The sequence below is a fragment of the Flavobacterium sp. WV_118_3 genome (assembly GCF_039778605.1).
In the GTDB taxonomy this organism is placed as follows: domain Bacteria; phylum Bacteroidota; class Bacteroidia; order Flavobacteriales; family Flavobacteriaceae; genus Flavobacterium.
The window spans coordinates 2,991,810-3,015,750 of sequence record NZ_CP156060.1 but is presented as its reverse complement, the minus strand read 5'-3'; the positions used below and the strand labels follow the sequence as shown (position 1 = coordinate 3,015,750).

Annotated in this window: 21 protein-coding genes; 12 read left to right on the top strand and 9 right to left on the bottom strand. The window is 41.0% G+C overall.

Annotated features, from left to right (window positions below; genetic code table 11):
• The first annotated feature begins 97 nt into the window (after positions 1–97).
• Positions 98–313: a hypothetical protein gene (locus tag ABFU83_RS14070; RefSeq protein WP_347066845.1), complete on the top strand. Its 216-nt coding sequence runs from the start codon at positions 98–100 to the stop codon at positions 311–313.
• 13 nt (positions 314–326) lie between these two features.
• Here ABFU83_RS14070 and ABFU83_RS14065 read toward each other — a convergent pair whose 3' ends face one another.
• Complete coding sequence (locus tag ABFU83_RS14065) at positions 327–917, bottom strand: riboflavin synthase (protein WP_347066843.1); 591 nt, start codon at positions 915–917, stop codon at positions 327–329.
• A gap of 58 nt (positions 918–975) precedes the next feature.
• Here ABFU83_RS14065 and pdxA point away from each other — a divergent pair, with 58 nt between their 5' ends.
• The 6 genes from pdxA (at position 976) to accC (ending at position 5,947) form a co-directional block, all read left to right on the top strand.
• Entirely contained in the window at positions 976–2,025 is a 1,050-nt protein-coding gene (gene pdxA / locus ABFU83_RS14060) for a 4-hydroxythreonine-4-phosphate dehydrogenase PdxA (RefSeq protein ID WP_347066842.1), read from the top strand.
• A 70-nt stretch (positions 2,026–2,095) separates the two neighbouring features.
• A complete protein-coding gene (locus ABFU83_RS14055) occupies positions 2,096–2,629 on the top strand; it encodes a DUF177 domain-containing protein (RefSeq protein WP_347066840.1) in 534 nt (177 codons plus the stop codon).
• Between the two features lie 9 nt (positions 2,630–2,638).
• Entirely contained in the window at positions 2,639–2,833 is a 195-nt protein-coding gene (rpmF, locus tag ABFU83_RS14050) for a 50S ribosomal protein L32 (protein WP_136403440.1), read from the top strand.
• A 162-nt stretch (positions 2,834–2,995) separates the two neighbouring features.
• Positions 2,996–4,003 carry a beta-ketoacyl-ACP synthase III gene (locus tag ABFU83_RS14045; protein ID WP_347066837.1) on the top strand — a complete coding sequence of 336 codons (1,008 nt, stop codon included), beginning with the start codon at positions 2,996–2,998 and terminating at the stop codon, positions 4,001–4,003.
• Between the two features lie 18 nt (positions 4,004–4,021).
• Positions 4,022–4,507 (top strand): acetyl-CoA carboxylase biotin carboxyl carrier protein, encoded by a 486-nt coding sequence (accB, locus tag ABFU83_RS14040; RefSeq protein WP_300487828.1) that lies wholly within the window; start codon positions 4,022–4,024, stop codon positions 4,505–4,507.
• Between the two features lie 90 nt (positions 4,508–4,597).
• Positions 4,598–5,947, top strand: a complete 1,350-nt coding sequence (accC, locus tag ABFU83_RS14035) for an acetyl-CoA carboxylase biotin carboxylase subunit (protein WP_136403437.1) — start codon at positions 4,598–4,600, stop codon at positions 5,945–5,947.
• 85 nt (positions 5,948–6,032) lie between these two features.
• On the opposite strand, the gene ABFU83_RS14030 is transcribed toward accC, so the two are convergent.
• The 5 genes from ABFU83_RS14030 to ABFU83_RS14010 all read right to left on the bottom strand — a co-directional run bounded on the left by ABFU83_RS14030 (position 6,033) and on the right by ABFU83_RS14010 (position 15,173).
• Positions 6,033–7,229, bottom strand: a complete 1,197-nt coding sequence (locus tag ABFU83_RS14030) for a hypothetical protein (protein ID WP_347066836.1) — start codon at positions 7,227–7,229, stop codon at positions 6,033–6,035.
• A gap of 121 nt (positions 7,230–7,350) precedes the next feature.
• Positions 7,351–8,547 (bottom strand): C1 family peptidase, encoded by a 1,197-nt coding sequence (locus ABFU83_RS14025; RefSeq protein ID WP_347066834.1) that lies wholly within the window; start codon positions 8,545–8,547, stop codon positions 7,351–7,353.
• A gap of 201 nt (positions 8,548–8,748) precedes the next feature.
• The gene (locus tag ABFU83_RS14020) at positions 8,749–9,456 is read right to left on the bottom strand and encodes a hypothetical protein (protein WP_347066833.1); all 708 of its coding nucleotides are present in this window, start codon (positions 9,454–9,456) and stop codon (positions 8,749–8,751) included.
• Positions 9,457–9,782: 326 nt separating this feature from the next.
• Positions 9,783–11,684 carry a S9 family peptidase gene (locus ABFU83_RS14015; protein ID WP_347066831.1) on the bottom strand — a complete coding sequence of 634 codons (1,902 nt, stop codon included), beginning with the start codon at positions 11,682–11,684 and terminating at the stop codon, positions 9,783–9,785.
• A 135-nt stretch (positions 11,685–11,819) separates the two neighbouring features.
• Positions 11,820–15,173 (bottom strand): GEVED domain-containing protein, encoded by a 3,354-nt coding sequence (locus ABFU83_RS14010; protein WP_347066829.1) that lies wholly within the window; start codon positions 15,171–15,173, stop codon positions 11,820–11,822.
• Between the two features lie 259 nt (positions 15,174–15,432).
• On the opposite strand from ABFU83_RS14010, the gene ABFU83_RS14005 reads away from it, so the two are divergent.
• From ABFU83_RS14005 to mtgA, 4 genes are read left to right on the top strand one after another with little or no spacing between them, the layout of a single operon-like run.
• Positions 15,433–16,935, top strand: coding sequence for a dicarboxylate/amino acid:cation symporter (locus ABFU83_RS14005; RefSeq protein WP_347066828.1), 1,503 nt, complete (start codon positions 15,433–15,435; stop codon positions 16,933–16,935).
• Positions 16,936–16,965: 30 nt separating this feature from the next.
• The gene (locus ABFU83_RS14000; RefSeq protein WP_136403428.1) at positions 16,966–17,652 is read left to right on the top strand and encodes a DedA family protein; all 687 of its coding nucleotides are present in this window, start codon (positions 16,966–16,968) and stop codon (positions 17,650–17,652) included.
• Entirely contained in the window at positions 17,652–18,770 is a 1,119-nt protein-coding gene (locus tag ABFU83_RS13995) for an FAD-dependent oxidoreductase (RefSeq protein WP_347066826.1), read from the top strand. Before ABFU83_RS14000 ends, ABFU83_RS13995 begins: the two co-directional genes overlap by 1 nt.
• Positions 18,770–19,513: a monofunctional biosynthetic peptidoglycan transglycosylase gene (gene mtgA, locus ABFU83_RS13990; protein WP_347066824.1), complete on the top strand. Its 744-nt coding sequence runs from the start codon at positions 18,770–18,772 to the stop codon at positions 19,511–19,513. Before ABFU83_RS13995 ends, mtgA begins: the two co-directional genes overlap by 1 nt.
• A gap of 74 nt (positions 19,514–19,587) precedes the next feature.
• Here mtgA and ABFU83_RS13985 read toward each other — a convergent pair whose 3' ends face one another.
• A complete protein-coding gene (locus tag ABFU83_RS13985; protein ID WP_347066823.1) occupies positions 19,588–20,028 on the bottom strand; it encodes a DUF1842 domain-containing protein in 441 nt (146 codons plus the stop codon).
• 212 nt (positions 20,029–20,240) lie between these two features.
• On the opposite strand from ABFU83_RS13985, the gene ABFU83_RS13980 reads away from it, so the two are divergent.
• A complete protein-coding gene (locus ABFU83_RS13980) occupies positions 20,241–21,044 on the top strand; it encodes a TIGR00266 family protein (protein WP_347066821.1) in 804 nt (267 codons plus the stop codon).
• A gap of 90 nt (positions 21,045–21,134) precedes the next feature.
• On the opposite strand, the gene ABFU83_RS13975 is transcribed toward ABFU83_RS13980, so the two are convergent.
• Positions 21,135–23,246 carry a prolyl oligopeptidase family serine peptidase gene (locus ABFU83_RS13975; protein ID WP_347070222.1) on the bottom strand — a complete coding sequence of 704 codons (2,112 nt, stop codon included), beginning with the start codon at positions 23,244–23,246 and terminating at the stop codon, positions 21,135–21,137.
• A gap of 129 nt (positions 23,247–23,375) precedes the next feature.
• Positions 23,376–23,879 (bottom strand): DUF4625 domain-containing protein, encoded by a 504-nt coding sequence (locus tag ABFU83_RS13970; RefSeq protein WP_347066819.1) that lies wholly within the window; start codon positions 23,877–23,879, stop codon positions 23,376–23,378.
• Positions 23,880–23,941: the final 62 nt, after the last annotated feature.

Below are 23,941 nucleotides of genomic sequence, written 5' to 3'. Positions count from 1 at the left end.
TGTTTTCTGTGTGAAATTTGCGATTATTTTAAATAGATTAACAATTTCTTGTAAAATATTTGTTATTCACGTTAAGAATATTTTTTATTTTTGCCAAATGAAAAACAGCTTTATAAAAATAGGAGTCTTTTCCTATTTCATTTTAAATACACTGTCAGCTATTGGAGCGCCGGTACCGCCGCCGCCGGAAAATGGTGCGCCGCCACCTCCGGGAGCGCCGTTAGACGATCGCATTTATTTGTTGTTGGGTGTAGGTCTGTTATATGCATTTTACTATTATAAAAACTATCATACAAAAAAAGCGTCCGAATAATCGGACGCTTTTTTTATTGTCGCAGTTCGTGTAATCTGCTGACGTATTTTCCAATTACATCAAATTCCAGATTAATGGTAGTGCCGACTTTAAAATTTTTAAAGTTAGTGTGCTCCATAGTATAGGGTATGATGGCAACACTAAACTCGTTTTCTTTAGAGTTAACCACGGTAAGACTGACACCGTTAACGGTAATAGAGCCTTTTTCGATCGTGATGTTGCGTAACTGCTGATCGTATTCAAATGTGAAATAAAAACTGCCATTCGCATCCTGTATACTTTTGCAGATTCCGGTCTGGTCCACATGACCCTGAACAATATGACCGTCCAGACGATCGCCTAGTTTCATTCCTCTTTCCAGGTTGATCAAATCTCCTGTCTGCCAACTGCCTAAATTGGTTTTGTCGAGCGTCTCTTTTATGGCGGTTACTGTATAGGTGTCGCCATCAATAGCAACCACGGTTAAGCAGACTCCATTATGGGAAACACTTTGGTCAATTTTAAGTTCGTTGGTTATGGAAGATTGGACCTGAATGTGAATATTGTCGTTTTCTTTTCGGATGTTCCGGATGGTTCCGAGAGTTTCGATAATTCCTGTAAACATAACTGATTTATTTTGCTAAATTTGCATATCCAAAATTAGTAATAAATAACTAGTCGGCATGGTGAAAAAAGCAGAAAATATAATTGTAGGAATCTCCATAGGGGATCTAAATGGGATTGGGAGCGAGGTAATATTGAAAACGTTCGAGGATACCCGTATGTTGGAGCTATGCACGCCGGTCATTTTTGCTAATGTGAAAATCCTTTCCTTTATAAAGAAAACATTACAGCTCAATGCAAATCTTCACGGGATTGATAAGATGGAGCAAATTGTTCCTGGAAAAATCAACGTGTTGAATGTATGGCGGGAAGGTGTAAATCTTGAATTTGGTGTCAATGATGAAAATGTAGGGAAATATGCTATCCGGTCGTTTACAGCGGCTACAAAAGCGCTAAAGGAAGGATTGGTTGATGTATTGGTAACGGCGCCAATCAATAAATACAATATACAGTCGGAAGAATTTCATTTTCCGGGACATACCGATTATCTGGATCAGGAATTGGAAGGCGATGCGTTGATGTTAATGGTTCAGGATGGTTTACGGGTAGGTTTATTTACGGATCATATTCCGGTTAACGAAGTGTCGAATCATCTTACGGAAGCGTTGATTCATAAAAAAATCGAGACGGTTCATAAAACACTGATTCAGGATTTTGGAATTACGCGACCTAAGATTGCTGTTTTGGGATTAAATCCGCATTGTGGTGATAATGGTGTAATTGGAAAAGAAGATGATGCGGTAATCAAGCCGGCTCTGAAAAAAATGTTTGATAAAGGAATTATGGTTTTCGGACCGTTTTCGGCAGATAGTTTTTTCGGATTAAGCCAATATGAAAAATACGATGCTGTTATTGCGAACTATCACGATCAGGGATTGGTTCCTTTTAAGACGTTGTCATTTGGAAACGGCGTGAACTATACGGCGGGACTCAACAAAATCCGAACGTCGCCCGATCACGGAACGGCCTATGAAATTGCCGGAAAAGGAGAAGCCGATTATAATTCGTTTAAAGAAGCGGTTTATCTGGCGATTGATGTGTATAATAACCGGAACGAGCATAAAGAACTGGTTAAAAACCCTTTGAAAACCAAGCAAAAACAGTTATAAACAAAAAAATGTTTACAACTCCTTTGAAATTCCAATAATTTTATATCTTTGCACGCTCAAAACTGTTGTTATGAATATTGATAAAGAATTTTTGATCCCCTTTGTTGGATTAAAGCAAGGGAAGCACCAGTTTGAATATCATATAGATAAGAAGTTCTTTGAGCACTTTGATTTTGATGACTATAATGGTGTTGCTATCAAAGTTGATGTGATTCTGGACAAGAAAAGCACAATGCTTGAAATCGCTTTTAAACACAAAGGAACGGTAAATGTACCTTGTGATTTAACAAACGAGGATTTTGATTTGCCGATTAAAGGTAAGATGAATTTAATTGTAAAATTCGGTGATAGCTTTAATGATGAGAACGATGAGTTGCTGGTGTTGCCTCATGGTGAATATCAAATCAACATTATGCAATATATTTATGAAGCAATTGTACTGTCGGTTCCAACCAAAAGGATTCATCCCGGGGTAAAAGACGGAACGTTACAATCGGAAGCAATTGATCGCTTAAATGAATTAGCGCCAAAAGAACAACACAAAGAAGAAGAAAATACAGATCCCCGATGGGACAAATTAAAACAACTATTAACGGATAAATAATATAGTAAGATGGCACATCCTAAGAGAAAAACCTCGAAAACAAGAAGAGATAAAAGAAGAACGCATTATAAAGCGACGGTTCCTCAAATTGCTACATGTCCTGTAACAGGAGAGGCGCATTTGTATCACAGAGCTTACTGGCATGAAGGTAAAATGTACTACAGAGGCCAGGTTGTAATTGATAAGCAAGAAGCTGTTGCTTAATTGAAGAAAATAATAGAGAAAACTCTCACTATGTGGGAGTTTTTTTTGTTAAAAACTCTTTGAAACGAATTAAGTAGCGATAAAAAAGGCTTGGTTTCGGATTTTTTTTGTAATTTCCACCACTTTTTTCAGCTAAAATTTGAAAAAGAAAAAGTAACCCATATGACTAAAATTACAGCAGCCATTACAGCGGTTGGATCCTATATTCCGGACTATGTTTTGTCGAATCAGGTTCTGGAAACTATGGTCGATACCAACGATGAATGGATTACCACTCGTACGGGAATTAAAGAAAGACGTATTCTCAAAGAAGAAGGACAAGGGACTTCTTTTATGGCAATTAGAGCCGCACAAAACCTGATTGAAAAATCGGGAATTGACCCCAAAGAAATTGATCTGGTATTGTTGGCAACAGCAACACCGGATATGCCGGTAGCTTCTACCGCAGTATATACCGCAACACAAATTGGAGCGACAAATGCTTTTGCCTACGATCTGCAGGCGGCTTGTTCCAGTTTTCTATATGGGCTTTCTACAGCCTCTGCTTACATCGAATCAGGACGTTATAAAAAAGTATTATTGATAGGATCAGATAAAATGTCTTCTATTATTGATTATACCGACAGAGCGACCTGTATTATTTTTGGAGATGGTGCCGGTGCCGTATTGTTCGAGCCGAATACCGAAGGTTTAGGTTTCCAGGATGAATATTTAAGAAGCGATGGGATAGGAAGAGAATTCCTTAAAATCGAAGCAGGAGGATCTATATTGCCGGCTTCTGAAGAAACGGTAAAAAATAAACAACACTTTGTACACCAGGATGGAACAACTGTTTTTAAATATGCAGTTTCCGGAATGGCCGATGTAAGTGAGAAAATAATGGAGCGTAATAAGCTTACAAAAGAAGATGTCAATTGGTTGGTAGCGCATCAGGCGAATAAACGTATCATTGATGCTACTGCAAACCGAATGGGATTAGACGAATCAAAAGTATTGGTAAATATCCAGAAATACGGTAATACCACTTCAGCAACTTTACCTTTATTGTTGTCTGATTTCGAAGATTCTTTAAAAAAAGGAGATAATATAATTTTTGCCGCATTTGGTGGAGGCTTCACTTGGGGAGCTATCTATTTAAAATGGGCTTACAATAAACAAAAAACTAACTAAATCAAAATTCCGAACAAGATGGATATTAGAGAAATTCAAAACCTAATCAAATTTGTAGCGAAGTCTGGTGCTACTGAAGTAAAATTAGAGATGGATGATTTCAAGATCACCATTAAAACTACAGAAGCAGGAGCAGCAGAAACTACTTATGTTCAACATGTTCCAATGCAAGCGGCAGTTCCGCAAGCGGCAGCACCTCAGGCAGTAGCAGCACCTGCACCGGCAGCACCGGTAAGTACTCCGGCTGCAGATGACGACTCCAAATACCTGGTAGTTAAATCACCGATTATCGGAACATTATACCGTAAACCGTCACCGGATAAAGCACCTTTCGTAGAAGTAGGAAGCACTATCAATAAAGGTGATGTGGTTTGTGTGATCGAAGCCATGAAATTATTTAATGAAATCGAATCGGAAGTATCCGGTAAAATCGTTAAAGTATTAGTTGACGACGCTTCTCCAGTAGAATTCGACCAACCGTTATTTTTAGTAGACCCATCATAAGAAATTTTAAATGCTAAATTTTGAATGATGGTTTTTTTATGCCGCATTTAAAAGGATTTAAAATTTAACCCGAATTTAAAATTTCAAGAGATGTTTAAAAAAATATTAATCGCAAACAGGGGAGAAATTGCGCTTCGCGTAATCAGAACCTGTAGAGAAATGGGCATCAAAACTGTAGCCGTATATTCGACTGCAGATGCGGAAAGCCTACATGTTAAATTTGCTGACGAAGCAGTTTGTATCGGTCCTCCGCCAAGTAATTTATCCTATCTGAAAATGTCGAACATTATTGCGGCTGCAGAGATCACCAATGCAGATGCAATTCACCCCGGATATGGATTCCTTTCGGAAAATGCTAAATTTTCCAAAATTTGTGAAGAGCACGGTATTAAATTTATCGGAGCTTCACCGGAAATGATTGAAAAAATGGGCGACAAAGCTACGGCTAAAGCGACCATGAAAGAAGCGGGAGTTCCTACTATTCCGGGATCAGAAGGTCTGTTGGAATCGTATGAACAAGCAGAAAAATTAGCCAAAGAATTCGGATACCCGATTATGTTAAAAGCTACTGCCGGTGGTGGTGGAAAAGGGATGCGAGCGGTTTGGAAAAAAGAAGACTTACAGAAAGCATGGGAAAGCGCGCGTCAGGAAGCCGGTGCAGCCTTCGGAAACGATGGAATGTATATGGAAAAACTGATCGAAGAACCACGCCATATTGAAATACAGATTGTAGGAGATTCCTATGGTAAAGCGTGTCACCTTTCAGAAAGAGACTGTTCAGTACAACGTCGTCACCAGAAATTGACGGAAGAAACACCTTCTCCGTTTATGACGGACGAATTGCGTACGAAAATGGGAGATGCAGCGGTTAAAGCGGCCGAATATATTAAATATGAAGGAGCTGGTACAGTTGAGTTTTTGGTTGACAAACACCGTAACTTCTACTTTATGGAAATGAACACCCGTATTCAGGTAGAACACCCGATTACGGAGCAGGTAATTGATTACGATTTAATTCGTGAGCAGATCTTAGTAGCGGCAGGAGTGCCAATTTCCGGTAAAAACTATTTACCACAGTTACACTCTATCGAATGTCGTATCAATGCCGAAGATCCATATAACGATTTCCGTCCGTCACCAGGAAGAATCACAACGTTGCATTCACCGGGAGGACACGGGGTACGTCTGGATACACACGTGTATGCCGGATATACCATTCCGCCAAACTACGATTCCATGATCGCGAAGCTGATTACTACAGCACAAACAAGAGAAGAAGCAATCAACAAAATGAAACGTGCTTTGGATGAATTCGTAATCGAAGGAATCAAAACGACAATTCCGTTCCACAGACAATTAATGGACGATCCGGATTATGTTGCAGGAAACTATACTACAAAATTCATGGAAGGTTTTGTAATGAAAGAACCGGCAGAATAAGCCCGAAAACAAATCATAAAAAACCGCACTATTTAGTGCGGTTTTTCTTTTTAGTTACACTACACCGTGTGTCTTATGGGATAGTCTATCGGTTAAACGGTTCTTCGTTAATCCAGTGAAACCCACGTCCGGTAAGTAGAAAATCGGCTTTGGTTTTGTGTTTTAACTGTATTTTTACCGAATCGGCGGTTTTAAATAGCAAACCGTCTTTGGTTTTTTCATAGCGGAAATACTCCGCTTTGGGAACCGTTTTGTCGTTGTCGGTTATTTCGCGTAATATAACGTATCGGGCTACCGTATCGATAGTGGAGGTAAACTTAACTTCCCGGTTATTGGTATAGCGGATAGCTGCTCCATCGCGGGTTTCGAAAACAAAATGCAGATAGCCGGAATTGTTTTCCGAATCCGTTACTTCATAAAAACCATATAGTGGTGGATTGCCGGAATTCTGATGATGCATTTTCAGATAGGCGATTAGAAAAGCCGAAAAGATCCCGACAGATAAAAGTAGTTTAAAACCCGTCTTGATATAGTGCAATACTTTTTCCGATCGGGCATCGCCCAAATAGATAATGTGCTCTTTTTGCGGTACGGCTTTGTCGAGAATAAAGAAATGCAGCAATCGGCAGCGTTCGTAATATAAAAGAATCAATGCGGCTAATAGCATGTGCATGGAGCTGAGTTTAACCGGAATGTCATAACAAAAATTCATCATGACAATATTGGACAGTACTCCGGTGAGGATTACCGTTCCTAATGTGACTGTTTTTCGGTTTAATAGTAAAAGACCTCCAATCACTTCGGCGAAGCCGGCAAAAGCCGTGTAATAAGGCGAAAACTGCATAAAGGTCCATGCGAGTCCCATGGGCGACGATTCGCCGTAAGGTTGTGCCAGTCGGAAATATAAAATAGGAGGAAACTGAAAGGGGAATACTTTGCTAAATCCGTAAACCAACATATAAAACGCGAGATACAGTCGGAGGGTTACCTGAAAAAGGTAGCGTAGGGTGGTATAAGTATTTTTATTGTTCAGCTGACTGAGCTGCATGGTTACCGGTAGCGCCAGAATCAAACTAAGACAGAGGTTCCAAAGCACAGTGATGTAGGCATAGGTGTTATCGCCACTTCCGTGGCCACTGGCTTCAAATGCATAGCCAATATGGAAGAGATTTTTGGCCGACCAGAATACCAAAGGATTTAGTACCAGTGCAAATAGGAAACTGAACAGGTGGAAAATAAAATAAATAAACAGAAAATTCAGTAGATATTTCTTCAATGGCATAGCAATTCGTTTTTATAAATATAAACTGTATTTTCGTGTAAATAGTATGCCATAAAAAAATCCCGGAGCGATTGCTTCGGGACTTGATTTTGATTGATGATAGTAAGGTAATTGAGGTATATTATAATTTTAGCTTTTTAGCAATGGCCGATGGAATCGCTCCTTTATGAACCATGATGTCGGTAGTTTTGTATTTTACGAAATCTTTCGTCATATACAAATAGCCTTTGTAATCATTGGAAAGACCCCATGAGTTTTTCACGATATAGTATTCTTTACCGTTCTGATCTTTAGAAATTCCCACGATATGCATTCCGTGATCATCGGTAGTGGTATAATTGTCAAATGCTTTCTGACGCAATTCTTCCGTGATTTTCATTTCCGGTTTCGGACCGTTAAACATATCCGCTTTTTCTTCCGGAGTCATATCCGCAAAGTTTTTCTCCGGAATAAAGGCTACACCATTTTTCCAGCTAAATCCTTTTTCGCTAACGTCACCCGCCCAGGCTACGGTATATCCTTTTTTTACAGCATTGTCGATGATTTCTGTTAACTCATCCATTTTGACGTTATATACCTGATCGAAAGCCCAGTTATCCGGTACTAATAAAGTGAATTTGGAATAATATGGGTATTCCTGTAGGGAAGAAATTTCCACATAATCGTCCGGGTTAATTCCCACGACTTCTTTAGCAAACGATTGCGGCGTGTATTTTTTTCCTTTATAATCAAAAGAAGTCGGAACCTGACCTAAGTAAGCGTCAATAACAGCAGTATAGGCTTTTTCCCAGTTTGGGGTTAACTCTCCATTTGGATTTTTAACCACAGCGGCCAATACGCCTTCCATTACACCACTCATTTCGGCAAATTTATTTTTATCGGTTCCGTAGTTTAATCCGGTATAAACCGTTTGCGGAACAGCACCATATTTGCGGTACATATTCATAACATCGTGGAAAGCACCACCATCGCCTAAGGTAACGGCACCATGCATGCGAACATACATTTTTCCTTTTTCTACATAAGCGTTACGGGCAGAGAAAATCTGAGATAATTCAACGGGTTGTTTTCCCATACGGATCATTTCCGACTCGATAAACGAGTTGGCTGAATAGCTCCAACAGGTTCCGGATGAACCCTGGTTTTTGATAGACGTATTTTCCAGGTTGATAACATCGGTGAATTTGAACGACTCTTTACTGTTTGAACTCGCATTATTCTTTAACGCATTTACTAAGTTGTCCTGTGCGAATCCGGAACTTAAACCCATTAGTAAAGCCGAAGCTATTACAACTGGTTTAATAGAAAAATTGTACATAATTTAATTTTTTTGATTTCAATTAATTTGAGTCCGAAATTAGGATGTTGTTACACTGGAAACCAAATTTTAACACATATTTATGTTTTTGGTAACCTTAGTGAAAAAGCTTTTCTTACGGATCTAATTTATTAACAGGGGAAATTGAGGAAGCAATCGATTAAAAAAGGATAGGAAATAAAAAGGGGAGGTTGGAAAGGCTTATATTTTTAGATTCTTAATTAGCCGGAATTCGGTTTTCCGGATAGTGGAGGTCGCTTTAGCCATAGATTTGATTTCCTGAGTGAGTTCGGATAATCGGGTACAGGCTTTTGCCCTGCTATTTTTAAGTAGTAAGTATTCGGAATAGATTGTGATTACGGTATCATTGGCCTGGGTGGCTTCTTTTTTTATCGCTTTTAAGGCCAATATGGATAAGGTTTCATCAAAAGGAGTATATGTGTTTTTAAGATTTTCAAGTGAAGTAATCACGGATGAAAACAACTGAATCTGTGAGGTATAAGAAAGATAGGCCTGGTTAATGTTGTTTTCAATACTGCTGTTGCCAACATTGTGAATTCTGTTAGCGCCTCGTATCTGGGATATAGAATCTGAAATTGAGAGTGCTTCGCGGGAGGTTTTTCCAAAACATTTCTTAATAAAGACTCCTATACCGGACAGGCGTTTGCGAATGGCATCGTCTCTTTTAATAAAGATTCGTTTCAGATTTTCCACTGCATCAGAATACAGTTGTTTTTTTAGATGGACGGCCGTATTCTGTGTTTTAATAATGGTAATGGTTGTTTCCAGTTCAGAAATTAACGCCTTACAATTTTCAGGCAGATATAGGCTGTTTTCTTTTAATAAAATAAGCAGTTTTTCTGCATTTGTAACTTTAATACGATAAATGGATTCAGAACAGGATCGCATGGCATAAATATTAAATTAATGTATAGTGTTTAAATGCTTTGGGAGCAAAACAGTATTTCGGATCGGGAGATTATGCCGTTAAAAAAGGGGAATACAGGAGATGTGTTCCGGTCGAAGAGGAAATATAACCGGTTGATTGTAAATATATAAAAAAAATATGAATTGCTGCATTTTTAAAAAATACAAAAAGAAAGCGTATGATATAATTTATCGGAAACTGCCTTTTGCTGTAGAAAATACAAAAGAATGTTTCATTCGGACTTGAGTCGTCCGGTGGGAACTTAGTAGCATAAAAAAACCGGAGCATTGCTCCGGTTTTCTACAAATTATAAGGTTTCGTTTAACCACTTGAAAAATTCACGTTGCCACACCAGCGCGTTTTGTGGTTTGGTAACCCAGTGATTTTCTTCCGGGAAAAGCATAAAACGACTTTTGATTCCTTTTAGCTGTGCCGCCTGGAAAGCTTCCTGTCCTTGTCCGATTGGAACACGGTAGTCTTTTCCGCCCTGAATAATCAGGATAGGAGTATTCCAGTTGTTAACCAATTTTATAGGGTTAAATTGTGTATAGGCTTTCTGAGCGACAGAATTATTGGTTTCCCAATACGCACCACCGTGATCCCAGTTGTTAAAGAATACTTCCTCGGTAGTTCCGTACATACTTTCAAGATTGTACACACCACAGTGGGATATAAACGTTTTAAAACGGTTTTTGTGAATTCCGGCCAGGTAAAATACCGAGTATCCGCCATAACTGGCACCAACAGCACCCAATCGGGTTTTGTCTACATAGGATTCTTTAGCCACATCGTCAATAGCCGATAGGTAATCGGCCATTACTTGTCCGCCCCAGTCTTTGCTGATTTGTTCGTTCCATTCAACACCATGACCTGGCATACCGCGACGGTTTGGCGCTACGATGATGTAACCCTGAGAAGCCATCAGTGAGAAATTCCAACGGAACGAATAACTTTGTGTTAACGCCGATTGTGGTCCACCCTGACAATATAATAAGGTAGGATATTTTTTGTTTTTGTCGAAATTGGGAGGAAGGATCACCCAAACCAACATTTTCTTACCGTCGGTAGTCGTTACATACCGTCTTTCGGTTTTACTTAAAGTTAGCTTATCGTAACTTTCGTTGTTTACGGTGGTTAATTGTTTCCAGCCTTTTTTCTTAAGATCGTACGCATAAATTTCCGGCGCATGATTCATATCGGTACGGGTTACGATAGCTGTATTCCCGTTGATACCGATCAATTCGGTAACGTCAAAATCACCATTGGTAATTTGCGTAACACGTACGGCAATTTTAGTCAGACCCGGGAAGTTCACTTCAAATAACTGGCGAGTTCCGTCTACAGCGGCAATAAAATATACTTTTTTACCATCGGCACTCCATTTGAAACTGTCTACCGTTCCGTCCCATGCAGCGGTTAGATTAATATCAATTCCTTTATGACGTACGATGATATCATTTTTGTCGGCCTCATATCCGTCGCGTTTCATTTGCAACCAGCTTAGGTCACCCATAGGCGATAAAGTAGGATGTGTATCATATCCCGGATTGTTTTCCGTTAGGTTGCGAGTCGTTTTGGATGCGATATCATATTCGTACAAATCGGTATTCGTACTGATAGCATACGCGGTGCCGGCTTTCTTTTTGCTCACATAAATAATTTTGGAACCGTCGTGCGACCATATATAATCTTCGTCTCCGCCAAAAGGTTTTTGCGGAGCGTCGAACGGTTCGTCTTTCATAATGTCGATAGCACGGGCTTTGTCGGTGTTTTCGGCATAAAAAACGTGGTTGTGACTTCCATCGTTCCAGGTATCCCAATGACGGTAATCCAGTCCGTCGTAAATTTGAGCTTCCGATTTTTTTAACTCCGGGTAAAAATCTTTTCCGAGTACTTTGGCTACTTTGACCTCTTTATGTGATAAGATATATTTTCCGTCTGGCGAAACATTTTTATCGGCCACCAGATTTTTTACATCCGGAACCTCAGTAGGAATACCACCATTCACCGGAAGGATGTAGTATTTGGAATTCAGTTTGTTTTCGTCAATGGAAGGTGTGGCTACTTTGTAAACAATATTCTTCCCGTCTTTTGAAATCCCGATAGGGGAAAGACGTCCCAGTTTCCAGAGAATATCCGGATTCAGGGTTTCTTGTGCTGTACTTGTCAGTCCCATCATACCCAGGGTTAAAATAAGTAGTTTTTTCATTCGTGAATTAATTTTTAAAAAAGAAAGCTTAAAAGTAAGCATTTTATTGAGATTAGCCCGTTCTGCCGGAAAAGTAAAAAGCGGCCCTATGAGGAGGCCGCTTTAGAAGGATTAATTAAGGGATAGCAAAAACGCTTATTGTTTGATAAAACGTTTGCTGCTAACCGTATCGTTATCCTGGATTTCAAGAATATAATTTCCGGTTGCGATAGTGCTTATCGCAATGCTATTGTTGCGGATGGAACCGTTAAGCACCTCCTGACCTAACAGGTTAAAGATTCTGAAAGTTGCCTTTTCGGATACATTTGTAATATTTAGGAGGTTACTGGCCGGGTTCGGATATAGTTTAATATCGGCTACCGTAGTGTCTCTGCCAACATAGTTTTCTTTAGCCGAAGTCGTGATGTTTACGGTATAATCTTCCACTTCACCATAGGAGAATGCTTCGCAGGCAGTTGGGATACCGCTGTATTTCATCGAAACGCGCATTCTTGTAGCGCCATTCAGTGCTGTGGCTGGTACCGTAAAGGAACCTGATGCCGGAGTAGTGGTTGATGCCGCTCTGCTCCATACCAGTTCGCCACTGTCGGTAAAATTGCCATTCTGATTATAATCAATCCAAACAGCAAAGCCTTCAGAATAAGTTGTTCCGGTCCAGGTTGGCGTTACGGTAATCGTGTTCGAAACACCTTTCACCAGATTCGTGCTGATGCTCGTATAATCAGAATAACCGGTTCCGCCTGTAGACGCATTGTTGATTGTACCCAACTGAACGCGTCCGATATATTCGTCTGCTACACTGTTTCCTTTGGAAGTACAATAGGTAAGCGGAGTCGTTCCGCCGGTTTGAAGGTTTACGGTATAATCTTCCACTTCACCATAGGAGAACGCTTCACAGGCTGTTGGAACCCCGTTGTATTTCATTGATACGCGCATACGGGTTGCTCCCGTGATCGCAGTAGCTGGTATGGTAAACGTTCCGGTAGCCGGAGTTGTTGTGGCCGCCGCACGGCTCCATACTAACTCACCGGCATCGTCAAAATCTTTATCGCCGTTATAATCAATCCAAACGGCAAAACCTTCAGAATAGGTGCTTCCGGTCCAGGTTGGTGTTACCGTAATGGTATAGGCGCTGCCTTTGGTCAGGTTGGTAGAAATACTGGTAAAATCGGTATATCCGGTTCCGCCGGTAGAGGCATTGTTAATTGTTCCCAGTTGTACACGTCCGATATATTCATCGGCCACGCTATTCCCTTTGGATGTACAATAGCTCGCAGTAGTTGGTAAGGTCGTTACGGAAACCACATTACTTTCGGCCGAAATATTGCCGGCGGCATCTTTCGCTTTTACCGAAAAAGTATAGGTTGTATTCGCCGTTAATCCGGTTACATTATAAGTAGTTGTTGTTACAGTACCTAATAGGGTAGTGCCACGATAGACATCATAACCCGTTACACCCACGTTATCGGTCGATGCGGTCCAGGATAAATTGGTAGTTGTTTGCGTCGTTCCGGAAGCGGCTAAGCTGGTTGGAGCGGTCGGTGCTTGTGTATCACCTCCGGTTCCGCCGGTAATGGTAAAGTTCACATTCGAAATATCAAAGAAGATATGATTGGAACCTTTTACCATAATACGGTTTTGTGTCCCCGGATTGTTTGGTACGGTAATCGATTGCGTTCCGTCGTTTGGAGTTCCGGCCAGGATGGTAATTGGATACGTATTTCCGCCATCGGTCGATAAAAGGATATCCACATTAGCGGCATTGACGCCATTGGCGGTTGTTCCGGCTACGTTCCAGGTTACGGTTTGCGTCGATCCGGCAGCCCATGATACAGCAGTATTTGGCGCGCTTACGGTAAAAGGTCCGGCAGTAGCGTTTACAGTTACAACCATATCATCACTATTGTTGGCAGGTCCTCCTGCTCGGTTATCGCGAACTGTCAAACGGAAATTCATCGATCGGGCGACATTTGGTACGGCTTCCCATTTCCAGGAAGTTGCTCCGGTTTTAATGGTACTCATTTGCGGGAAATAACGCACTCCGGATGTCGTTGGAATAAACGATTTAAAAGCAGGTCCGGATGTAGCGGTTACACTCGGATAGGTGGTCGTTGAAGTCCCGGAATCCATTTGTTCCCAGCAATAGGTCAATGCATCGCCATTGGCATCGGTTCCGGTTCCGGTTAGCATAAAAGGCGTGCCTTTCGGAATGGTATAATCGGCACCGGCATTGGCTGTAGGAACGGCATTTCCGGTAGCGGTATTGGTCTGACAGGTTGTTGTCTTAATATAATTGGTCACCTGTTGAATACTCACCGCATGGAAAAACGGATCGCTGTGTGCCTGTACATCGGTGGCTCCGGTAATACCGGCATATCCCATAATAGTCGTGCCACTTCCCGGTTCGGTTTGTACACCGGTTCCTTCGTTACTAAACGTAAACGTGTGATTGGCTCCAAATTGATGTCCCATTTCGTGGGCTACAAAGTCGATATCAAAATTATCGCCCGTTGGAACGGTACTGGTGGTAAAGCCACTACCTTTATTCGACTTACAAACACATCCGATACAACCGGCATTTCCGTTGTTTCCGATGGCCGACATCAGATGGCCGACGTCATAGTTGGCCGCACCGATAACGCTGGTTAAAGTCGATTGTAACTCCGAATTGTAATTAGCATCCGTACTACTGTATGGATCGGAGCTGGCACTCGTATAAATCACCGCATCGGTATTGGCAATTAATACCATTCGAACGCCAAAATCCATTTCGAAAACACCGTTTACACGGGTCATCGTGTTGTTAATTGCGGCTAGAGCGAGTGCTTTGGTTCCGCCGAAATAACTGGTGTATTCACCAGTTACCGACATCGCCAGGCGATACGTTCGCAGTGTGCTGTCATCGGCATTCGGACGAAGTGCTTCACCGGAATTACCCACTTTCGAAATGGCATGGTCCAGTACCTCGCACTCAAATTTTGTAAAACCGGCTATTTTGTCCGAGCGTTTAAAAACAGAATAGGTTTTCAGATCGGTCGAATAGGGTTCGATAAAAACGGTCTGTTTATCGGCGGCTGTTCGCATTGCCTGTACGCCCAATGGCGAAATACTAACGCGGATAATAGCAGAAGGATCGTCAATACCTTGTCCGACATACGATTTTATTTCGGGATAACGGGCGGCAAGTTCCGGAGCCATCACCGAAGCTTCCGTCATACGGAAACGTTCCAGGTCACCATCGGCATTCGGGAATGCGATGATAACACTCGATTTGGCATACGTCAGCGACCGGTCCGGTGCTTGTAAAAGTGCCGTTTTGAGCCCGTTAAGGTTCAGGTCAAATAGGTTTTTAACGGGAAGTGGTGCTCTTTTTTCGAAAGTAGTCTGACTACTTTTTTTAGAAGACACTTTCCAGAAAGGATTTCCGTTTTGGGCAAAGGAAACACTCGTGATTGCCAATAAAGCAATTGAAAGTAATTTGCACTTCATAGGTTGTGAGTTTTTTAGGTTAAATTTTTCGAATAACAAATATATTTTAACATTTTTTGTTTGAATCGTTCAAAGGTGATCATAAGTGAACCATAACTGAATCTTAACTTTTTGCTTTGGTAAAATGATTTGTTTGTGATTTTGCTAATTTGGAGCAGCTAAAAGAGGCCGGAAGCAGATGATAAATTGCTTTTTATGAAAATAGCAACGGGCAGTTTGGAAAAATATACCTATTTTCACGGACTAAAATTGAATGCACGTGAAAAGTAACAACAAACTATTTATCGCAATTATCGTTTCATTAATACTGGGAGTCTTCCTGGGGTATTTGGTCAATTCATTAGGAAAAGGAAATACACTCCGGTATACACCTGCAAAAGAAGGCGCTGATGAACTGATATTTGAGACCAGTGACGGGGTAACCCACCATCAAAAAGTTTTTGTTATAAAGGATAGTCTGGAATACAACCAACTTCATAAAACCTTGCCGGCAGACGTTATGGTCGTGGTGGCGAGCAGTAAAAAAGTGAGTCTGGTACCGGAGGTGTTAAAAACCAACACCACTTTAAAACTCGAAAAAACGCATAAATCGGTTAATGAATCCGTTACGTCTATTGACAATATCGACTCGTTTTCCGAAAAAATAAAATTACTGGGAACCATCTTTATTCGTCTGGTTCAGATGATTATTGCACCGTTAGTGTTTTCGACCTTAGTGGTTGGAATTGCAAAAATGGGCGATATGAAAATGGTGGGACGCGTTGGAGCCAAAGCCATGGGCTGGTTTATTTCAGCATCACTGATGTCCTTATTATTAGGAATGGTACTGGTAAACTGGTTGGAACCGGGTAAAGGAACACCGATCAAAATGGAAGATGCTTCTTCGGCCGGGGAATTATTGGAAAAAACACAATCGTTTTCGCTGGAAGAATTCGTAAAACACGTGGTTCCGAAAAGTATTTTTGAAGCCATGGCAACCAATGAGATTTTACAGATTGTAATCTTCTCGGTATTATTCGGAATTGCATTGGCTTCTTTAGGTGAAGCAGCCAAATCGATCATTAAAATGTTGGATGTTGTTTCGCATGTGATCCTGAAAATGGTAACCTATATTATGTGGGTAGCACCATTAGGTGTATTTGGTGCCGTTGCAGCCGCTGTGGCGAGCTATGGTTTTGGAATCTTCGGATTATATGCCAAATACCTGTTGGATTTTAGTATCGGAATTGCGCTTTTATGGGTCGTATTGCTCTCAGTTGGTTATGTGATCTTAGGAAAGCGTTTATGGGAATTGTTACGACGAATTAAAAGTCCGTTGTTAATTGCTTTTTCAACCACCAGTAGTGAAGCGGTTTTCCCGAAATTGGTAGAAGAATTGGAACGCTTCGGTTGCCAGAAACGTATCGTGTCGTTTACCTTACCGTTAGGCTATTCGTTTAACCTGGATGGAAGTATGATGTATATGACCTTCGCGAGTATTTTTATTGCGCAGGTATACGGAATTGATATGCCAATCGAAAAACAATTAACCATGTTACTGGTGTTAATGCTCACCAGTAAAGGAGTAGCCGGTGTGCCAAGAGCCTCTCTGATTGTAGTGGTGGCGACCTGTGCTATGTTTGGTATTCCGCCGGAAGGAATAGCCTTGATATTACCGATTGACCATTTTTGTGATATGGCGCGAAGCATGACCAACGTTCTTGGAAATGCTTTGGCAACTACAGCCGTAGACAAATGGGAAACAGCGAATGAAACTAACTAACTAATATTTATATAATTTACCCAAAAAATTATGGAAGGCTTTAAATGGACAGAATTGTTGAATCCGGAGTTTTATATTAATCTGGAAATCGGCGGACACCATATTGGAATTTACGTTGTATTGTTTATTGTTTTTGCAGAAACAGGCTTGTTTGCCGGTTTCTTTTTACCGGGAGACAGTTTATTATTCCTTTCCGGAATTTACAGCGAAGTGCTGATGCGCGAATTAATGACTGTTCATGGTGATTTTGCCAATGTAGCCTTGCTGGCCACACTTGTAGCGATTTCCGGAATTATCGGGAATATTTTCGGGTATTGGTTTGGAGCGAAAAGCGGACACTATTTGTATGCCAAAGAAGACAACTTCTGGTTTAAGAAAAAATACCTGATCCAATCGCGTTTGTTTTTTGAAAAACACGGAGGACGTGCCATTATTTTTGCCCGTTTCCTACCAATCTTACGAACTTTTGCACCGATTGTAGCGGGGATCGTTCAGATGGAGAAAAAGAAATTTATGTTTTTCAACATTGTAAGTTCGTTCCTATGGTCGTTTACCCTGATTTTCTCAGGACACTATTTGTACCGCTATTTATTGGACAACCACAATATGGATTTAAAAGCCAATATCGAATATATCGTAATTGCGATTATTATCCTTTCTACATCGCCACTTGCGATTAACTATCTGAAAAATAAAATCAAAGAAAGAAGAAGCTAATGCTTAGTCTGAGTTACTGGGAAATTAAAAACTGGTTTTCGAACGTCGACTATACGGTAGTGGGCAGTGGTATTGTCGGATTACATACGGCATTGCGCCTGCGCGAACGATTTCCGAACAGTAAGATTCTGGTACTCGAAAAAGGGCCGTTGCCGCAAGGTGCGAGCACTAAAAATGCCGGTTTTGCGTGTTTTGGGAGTCTATCGGAAATTATAGACGATCTGAAAAATCATACCGAAGACGAAGTGGTACAATTAATCGAAAAGCGTTGGCGCGGATTGCAATTGCTTCGTAAAAGATTAGGTGATCAAACGATTGATTTCCGTCCGTATGGTGGTTATGAATTGTTTTTAAGAGACGATGAAGTCAGTTATGCCGAATGTCTTCAGAAAATGCCATTGGTCAACGAAGTGCTGAAACCGCTTTTTAAAGCCGATGTTTTTTCAAAAGAAGTGGATCGTTTCGACTTTAAAGGGATTCAGGACTATTTGATCTTTAATCCGTTTGAAGGCCAAATCGACACCGGAAACATGATGCAGGCTTTGTTAAAAGAAGCCGTGACAAACGATATTCAAATCTTAAATTATCAAACCGTTACCGGTTATCAGGATAACGGAAACAGCGTTGAGGTGCATACTAACGATTTTATCGTAACAACCGGAAAGCTGTTTTTTGCCACTAATGGTTTTGCCGGAACGATCACCAATGGTGCGGTTCGACCGGCCAGAGCACAGGTTTTAATTACCGAACCGATTCCAAATCTCGATATCCGCGGAACGTTTCACATCGACAGCGGGTATTATTATTTCCGGAATATTGGCGACAGGATTCTTTTTGGTGGCGGAAGAAACCTCGATTTTGAAGGCGAAACCACCACAACTTTTGGTCTGACGGAACAAATCCAAAACCGTTTGGAAGAATTGTTAAAAAATGTAATTTTGCCGAATCAGGAGTTTCAGGTTGCCCATCGTTGGAGCGGAATCATGGGAATGGGAACGCATAAAAAACCAATCGTAGAACAACGCTCTCAAAACGTCTTTTGTGGCGTTCGCCTTGGCGGAATGGGAGTGGCTATCGGAAGCCTGATTGGACAGGAATTAGCAGATTTATTAGAATAATGGCGGTAAAAAAAACATCAAAAACAAACACCAAACCCAAATCAAAAGAAGAAAAAAGAAGTTTTGGCAATAAAGTAGCACGCTTTTGTATTAAAGTGTTTCTATGGTTTTTTGCCATTTCCCTGTTTTTTGTAATCCTGTTTAAATTTGTACCGGTTCCGTTTACGCCTTTAATGGCAATCCGGGCCATGGAAACCAGAGAAGATGGTAAAGAAAAGGTTTGCAAACACGATTGGGTACCGTTGGAAGACATTTCCGAAAACCTGCAAAAAGCAGTTATTGCCAGTGAAGACGGTACATTTTTAGATCATAACGGTTTTGATTTTAGCGCGATGCAAAAAGCATTTAGTAGTAATCAGAAAGGTCGGAAACTAAAAGGAGGAAGTACCATTTCGCAACAAACCGCCAAAAATGTTTTTTTATGGCAGGGAAGAAGTTACCTGCGCAAAGGACTGGAAGCCTATTTTACCGTCCTGATCGAACTCATTTGGGGGAAAGAACGCATCATGGAAGTCTACCTGAACAGTATCGAAATGGGAGATGGAATTTACGGCGCGCAAGCAGCATCGGAATTCTGGTATGGGAAAAGTGCCAAAAATCTGTCCAAATACGAAGCAGCCGGAATTGCAGCTATCTTGCCAAGTCCGAGACGATTTAAAGCTTCCAATTCATCAGCCTATATCAACAAACGAAAAGATAAAATTGTCCGCGTAATGCGCCATATCGGGAAGATCGAATACTAATAGAAAATAAAAAATCATATATGTAAAAAGGCTGTTTCATTGAGAAACAGCCTTTTTTGATCTTGCAAAAGAGATTAATTGCTGGCAGCTAATTCGCCAACTTTGATAATGGAAACGTTCGCATCGACTACTTCGTGCCAGTTCCCTTTATCATCGGTATACATAAAATTCGCTTTTCCGGACTGCCAGTCCGATTCCAATACCATTCGTAGTTTGGTGTTTGGCAAAATAACCGGTCCGATTCCGGCATGCGGCGGGAATTTAATGTTCGGATATCCTTCGGCGGTTACCAAAATATGCGTGTTTTTTGGCATAACCGTCATATACGTATAATCACCACGTAAATCGGTAAACAATGTAAAAGGCGGATTAACGGTAGCATTGTGAACCACTCCTTTTCCGGTAACGGTTTGTGCAGGTGTGTTTACGGCAAAATGTACTTCGAAAGTAGGAGCTCCCAGGTTTGGAGAAGCAATCTTGTACGAAACGATGAATAAACCAGATTTTGATTCCATAATGAAATAGATTTGAGATTAGGATAACAAATTTCAGCGGTTTGAAGGAAGTATTTTAACGTAGAAGTACGGAATCTTCTTTTTACGTAAAATTACGTGTCAGGGATTTGGATGTTAGTGTTTTAGGTGTTTTTGGAGGAGATCATAATAAAAGGTTTTGTAACAATTGTAAGGATGACGCGTCTAATAGATAAATCAAAAAACGAACAATTATGTACGCACATGAAATCGATTACCAGATTTTTGGTGAAGAAATGCAATACGTCGAAATAGAACTGGATCCGCAGGAAGTAGTAGTTGCTGAGGCGGGAAGTTTTATGATGATGGACAATGGTATCAAAATGGAAACCATTTTTGGAGACGGATCGGCACAACAACAATCCGGAATTTTCGGGAAACTGCTTTCGGCTGGAAAGCGTGTTTTAACCGGAGAAAGTCTTTTTATGACCGCTTATACGAATCAGAACAACCGCAAAAGTAAAATCAGCTTTGCATCACCCTATCCGGGAAAAATTGTAGCGATCGACCTAACGAAATACCAGGGGAAATTTATTTGTCAGAAAGATTCGTTTCTATGTGCGGCGAAAGGTGTTTCCATCGGGATTGAATTTTCCCGTAAACTGGGAACCGGACTTTTTGGAGGCGAAGGCTTTATCATGCAAAAGATCGAAGGCGACGGAATGGCTTTTGTGCATTCCGGAGGAACTTTGGCGCGACGCGAATTACAAGCCGGTGAAGTATTAAAAGTGGATACCGGATGTATTGTCGGTTTTACAAAAGATATCGATTATGATATTGAATTTATTGGTGGTATCAAGAATTCGATTTTTGGAGGGGAAGGTTTGTTTTTTGCAACCCTACGCGGACCGGGAGTGGTTTATGTACAATCATTGCCATTTAGCCGATTGGCCGACAGAATTATTGCTTCGGCTCCAAGAGCTGGCGGAAAAAGCAGAGAAGAGGGAAGCCTTTTAGGAGGTTTAGGGAACCTGCTGGACGGAGACAACCGTTTTTAAAAAAGCATTTTTTTCTAATTAATTGATTTTTATAACAAAGAAAAGCGCCCTGCAATTGCGGGCGCTTTTTGAATTATTGATAAGAGCGAATTACTTTTTTAGATTCGGTAAACTCTTAATTCCCATATTGTACAGCGTAAAGGCAAAAATGTCTACACTTTCCTGAATCGAAGCGGCAACCGATTTTCCGGCACCGTGACCGGCATTCACATCAATACGGATTAAAACCGGATTAGTTCCCGTTTGTTTTTCCTGTAATTCGGCCGCAAATTTAAAACTGTGCGCCGGAACTACACGGTCGTCATGATCGCCGGTAGTTACCAATGTGGCCGGGTATTGTACCCCTTTTTTTACATTGTGAACCGGTGAATAACCTTTGAGATAATCGAACATTTCTTTGCTGTCTTCCGCAGTTCCATAGTCGTATGCCCATCCGGCACCGGCTGTAAACGTATGGTAACGCAACATATCCATTACCCCAACGGCTGGTAACGCCACTTTCATAAGGTCCGGACGTTGTGTCATCGTAGCGCCTACTAATAATCCACCGTTCGATCCTCCGCGGATCGCAAGGAAATCTTTCGAAGTATATTTGTTAGCAATCAGGTATTCGGCAGCCGCGATAAAATCGTCAAATACATTTTGTTTTTGAAGTTTGGTACCGGCATCATGCCATTTTTTACCATATTCACCACCACCGCGAAGGTTTGGTACGGCATAAACACCACCGTTTTCCAACCAAACGGCATTCGAAATGCTGAAACTTGGTGTAAGACTCGCATTAAATCCTCCGTAACCGTATAGGATTGTCGGGTTTTTACCGTCTAATTTTGTTCCTTTTTTATATGTGATGATCATTGGTATTTTTGTCCCGTCTTTCGACGTATAGAAAACCTGTTTGGACGTATAATCCTCGCTGTTAAAATCTACTTTTGGTTTTTGATAGATTTCCGATTTTCCGGTTTGCGGATCGTAGGAATAAATCGTTCCCGGTGTTGTATAGTTGGTAAAGTAGAAATATAGTGTTTTCACCTCTTTTTTACCACCAAATCCGGAAGCCGTTCCTACGCCCGGAAGCTGCACTTCGCGAACCATTTTTCCGCTATGATCGTATTGACGTACAACCGATACGGCATCTTTCATATAGTTGGCAAAGAAATAACCGCCACCGTTACTTGGCGTTAATACATTTTCGGTTTCGGCGATAAAATCTTTCCAGTTTTCCGGTTTCGGATTACTGATGTCGGTCGTAACAACACGTCTGTTTGGCGCATTTAAGTTGGTCACGATAAACAATTTTTCACCGTCGTTTTCAATGACATAACTATCACTGTTAAAATTATCCAGAATGGTAATAATCGGACTATTTGGTTTGGTAAGATCTTTAATATACAATTCGTTTCCGGAGGTCGAATTCGCAGCCGAAATCACCAAATATTTATCGTCTTCGGTTACCGATCCGCCAACATAACGTCTTTTCTGATCCAGTCCGAAAACAACTTTATCCTCTTTTTGAGAGGTTCCCAATTTATGGTAGTACAATTTATGTTGATCGGTTTTGGCCGACAATTCGCTTCCGGTTGGTTTGTCGTAACTGGAATAGTAGAAACCGTCGTTTCCTTTCCAGGACACACCACTAAATTTAACGTCAAGCAAGGTATCTTCAATCACTTTTTTAGTGATGGCATCCATGATGATCACTTTTCTCCAGTCGCTACCGCCTTCCGAAATGGAATAGGCTACTTTCGAACCGTCGCGGGAAAAATCAAGACCACCTAAAGAAGTCGTTCCGTCTTTTGAGAATGTATTCGGATCCAGGAAAACTTCTTCTTTTCCGGAAGCATCTTTACGGTAGATCACCGATTGGTTTTGCAGACCGTTATTTTTGGTATAATAGGTATAGTTTCCTTCTTTAAAAGGAGCACTTATTTTTTCATAATTCCACAGTTTTTCCAAACGGGCTTTTAAAGCATCGCGAAAAGGAATCTGACTCAGGTAGTTGTAGGTCACTTCGTTTTCAGCCTTTACCCACGCGGCAGTTTCGGCAGAACGATCGTCCTCCAGCCATCGATATGGGTCTTTAACATTGGTGCCGAAATAGGTGTCATTCGTTTCGGTTTTGCGGGTGTCCGGGTATTTTAATTTTACCGGCCCCTTGGATGTTTGTGCATTCATCATGGTCAGACTACAAACCACAGCCATGGTCGTTATTGTTTTTTTCATCTACTTGGTTTTTGGTTTCTAACAAAAATAAGGAATCAATTGTTATAGTTTCGTTAAAATAAAAAAGTGCTGTGATAGCACAGCACTTTTTAGCGGAATCCGTTATTTTTAGTTAATCGATTTATGATCATGTCCGTGATCACCACCATCGGCACCAATATAGATTTCAAGAAAAACCTGTTGTTGGTTCCCGGCTTTGTCCAGACAGAAAACCCCTAAATGATAATGACCGTCGGTAAAAGGTTGTCCACTTGCATCCAATGCCGGAATCGGGATATGTTGGTGAAACTCTTTAATACGCAATCCGGCTTCAATCGGGAAAGTCTGCTCATAATGGAAATAACTGGCTGCTTCTGCACCGGCCATTTTTCCGTGTGTATGCCCGTCTTCCGCACTGTGAACTTCCACTTTATAGGACGCCAATTCCACATTATCGGTTAAAACGCCTTCCAGGTGAATTTCACTTCCGGGCGTAAAACCTTCGTCTAACACAGGTTCTGTAATGGTAATCACGGGTTTTTCGGTGTCTTGGTCGTTGCTGTCGCTACTACAAGACGTAAAACTTAAAGCGGCAATAGTGGCAAATGCATATAGATATTTAATATTTTTCATGATATAATTTTAAAAAGTGTTTGATTTTATTTGATTTCGTTGTTGTGTTGTGATCCGAATAA

Bases quoted from the DNA above. Each gene is read 5' to 3' on its own strand.
- ABFU83_RS13995 (WP_347066826.1), top strand. From the start codon at position 17,652: ATGCTTAGTCTGAGTTACTGGGAAATTAAAAACTGGTTTTCGAACGTC.
- mtgA (WP_347066824.1), top strand. From the start codon at position 18,770: ATGGCGGTAAAAAAAACATCAAAAACAAACACCAAACCCAAATCAAAA.
- ABFU83_RS14070 (WP_347066845.1), top strand. From the start codon at position 98: ATGAAAAACAGCTTTATAAAAATAGGAGTCTTTTCCTATTTCATTTTA.
- ABFU83_RS14015 (WP_347066831.1), bottom strand. From the start codon at position 11,684: ATGAAAAAACTACTTATTTTAACCCTGGGTATGATGGGACTGACAAGT.
- ABFU83_RS14010 (WP_347066829.1), bottom strand. From the start codon at position 15,173: ATGAAGTGCAAATTACTTTCAATTGCTTTATTGGCAATCACGAGTGTT.
- ABFU83_RS14025 (WP_347066834.1), bottom strand. From the start codon at position 8,547: ATGTACAATTTTTCTATTAAACCAGTTGTAATAGCTTCGGCTTTACTA.
- accC (WP_136403437.1), top strand. From the start codon at position 4,598: ATGTTTAAAAAAATATTAATCGCAAACAGGGGAGAAATTGCGCTTCGC.
- pdxA (WP_347066842.1), top strand. From the start codon at position 976: ATGGTGAAAAAAGCAGAAAATATAATTGTAGGAATCTCCATAGGGGAT.
- ABFU83_RS14045 (WP_347066837.1), top strand. From the start codon at position 2,996: ATGACTAAAATTACAGCAGCCATTACAGCGGTTGGATCCTATATTCCG.
- rpmF (WP_136403440.1), top strand. From the start codon at position 2,639: ATGGCACATCCTAAGAGAAAAACCTCGAAAACAAGAAGAGATAAAAGA.
- ABFU83_RS14030 (WP_347066836.1), bottom strand. From the start codon at position 7,229: ATGCCATTGAAGAAATATCTACTGAATTTTCTGTTTATTTATTTTATT.
- ABFU83_RS13975 (WP_347070222.1), bottom strand. From the start codon at position 23,246: ATGGCTGTGGTTTGTAGTCTGACCATGATGAATGCACAAACATCCAAG.
- ABFU83_RS13985 (WP_347066823.1), bottom strand. From the start codon at position 20,028: ATGGAATCAAAATCTGGTTTATTCATCGTTTCGTACAAGATTGCTTCT.
- ABFU83_RS13980 (WP_347066821.1), top strand. From the start codon at position 20,241: ATGTACGCACATGAAATCGATTACCAGATTTTTGGTGAAGAAATGCAA.
- ABFU83_RS14000 (WP_136403428.1), top strand. From the start codon at position 16,966: ATGGAAGGCTTTAAATGGACAGAATTGTTGAATCCGGAGTTTTATATT.
- ABFU83_RS14065 (WP_347066843.1), bottom strand. From the start codon at position 917: ATGTTTACAGGAATTATCGAAACTCTCGGAACCATCCGGAACATCCGA.
- ABFU83_RS13970 (WP_347066819.1), bottom strand. From the start codon at position 23,879: ATGAAAAATATTAAATATCTATATGCATTTGCCACTATTGCCGCTTTA.
- ABFU83_RS14020 (WP_347066833.1), bottom strand. From the start codon at position 9,456: ATGCGATCCTGTTCTGAATCCATTTATCGTATTAAAGTTACAAATGCA.
- accB (WP_300487828.1), top strand. From the start codon at position 4,022: ATGGATATTAGAGAAATTCAAAACCTAATCAAATTTGTAGCGAAGTCT.
- ABFU83_RS14055 (WP_347066840.1), top strand. From the start codon at position 2,096: ATGAATATTGATAAAGAATTTTTGATCCCCTTTGTTGGATTAAAGCAA.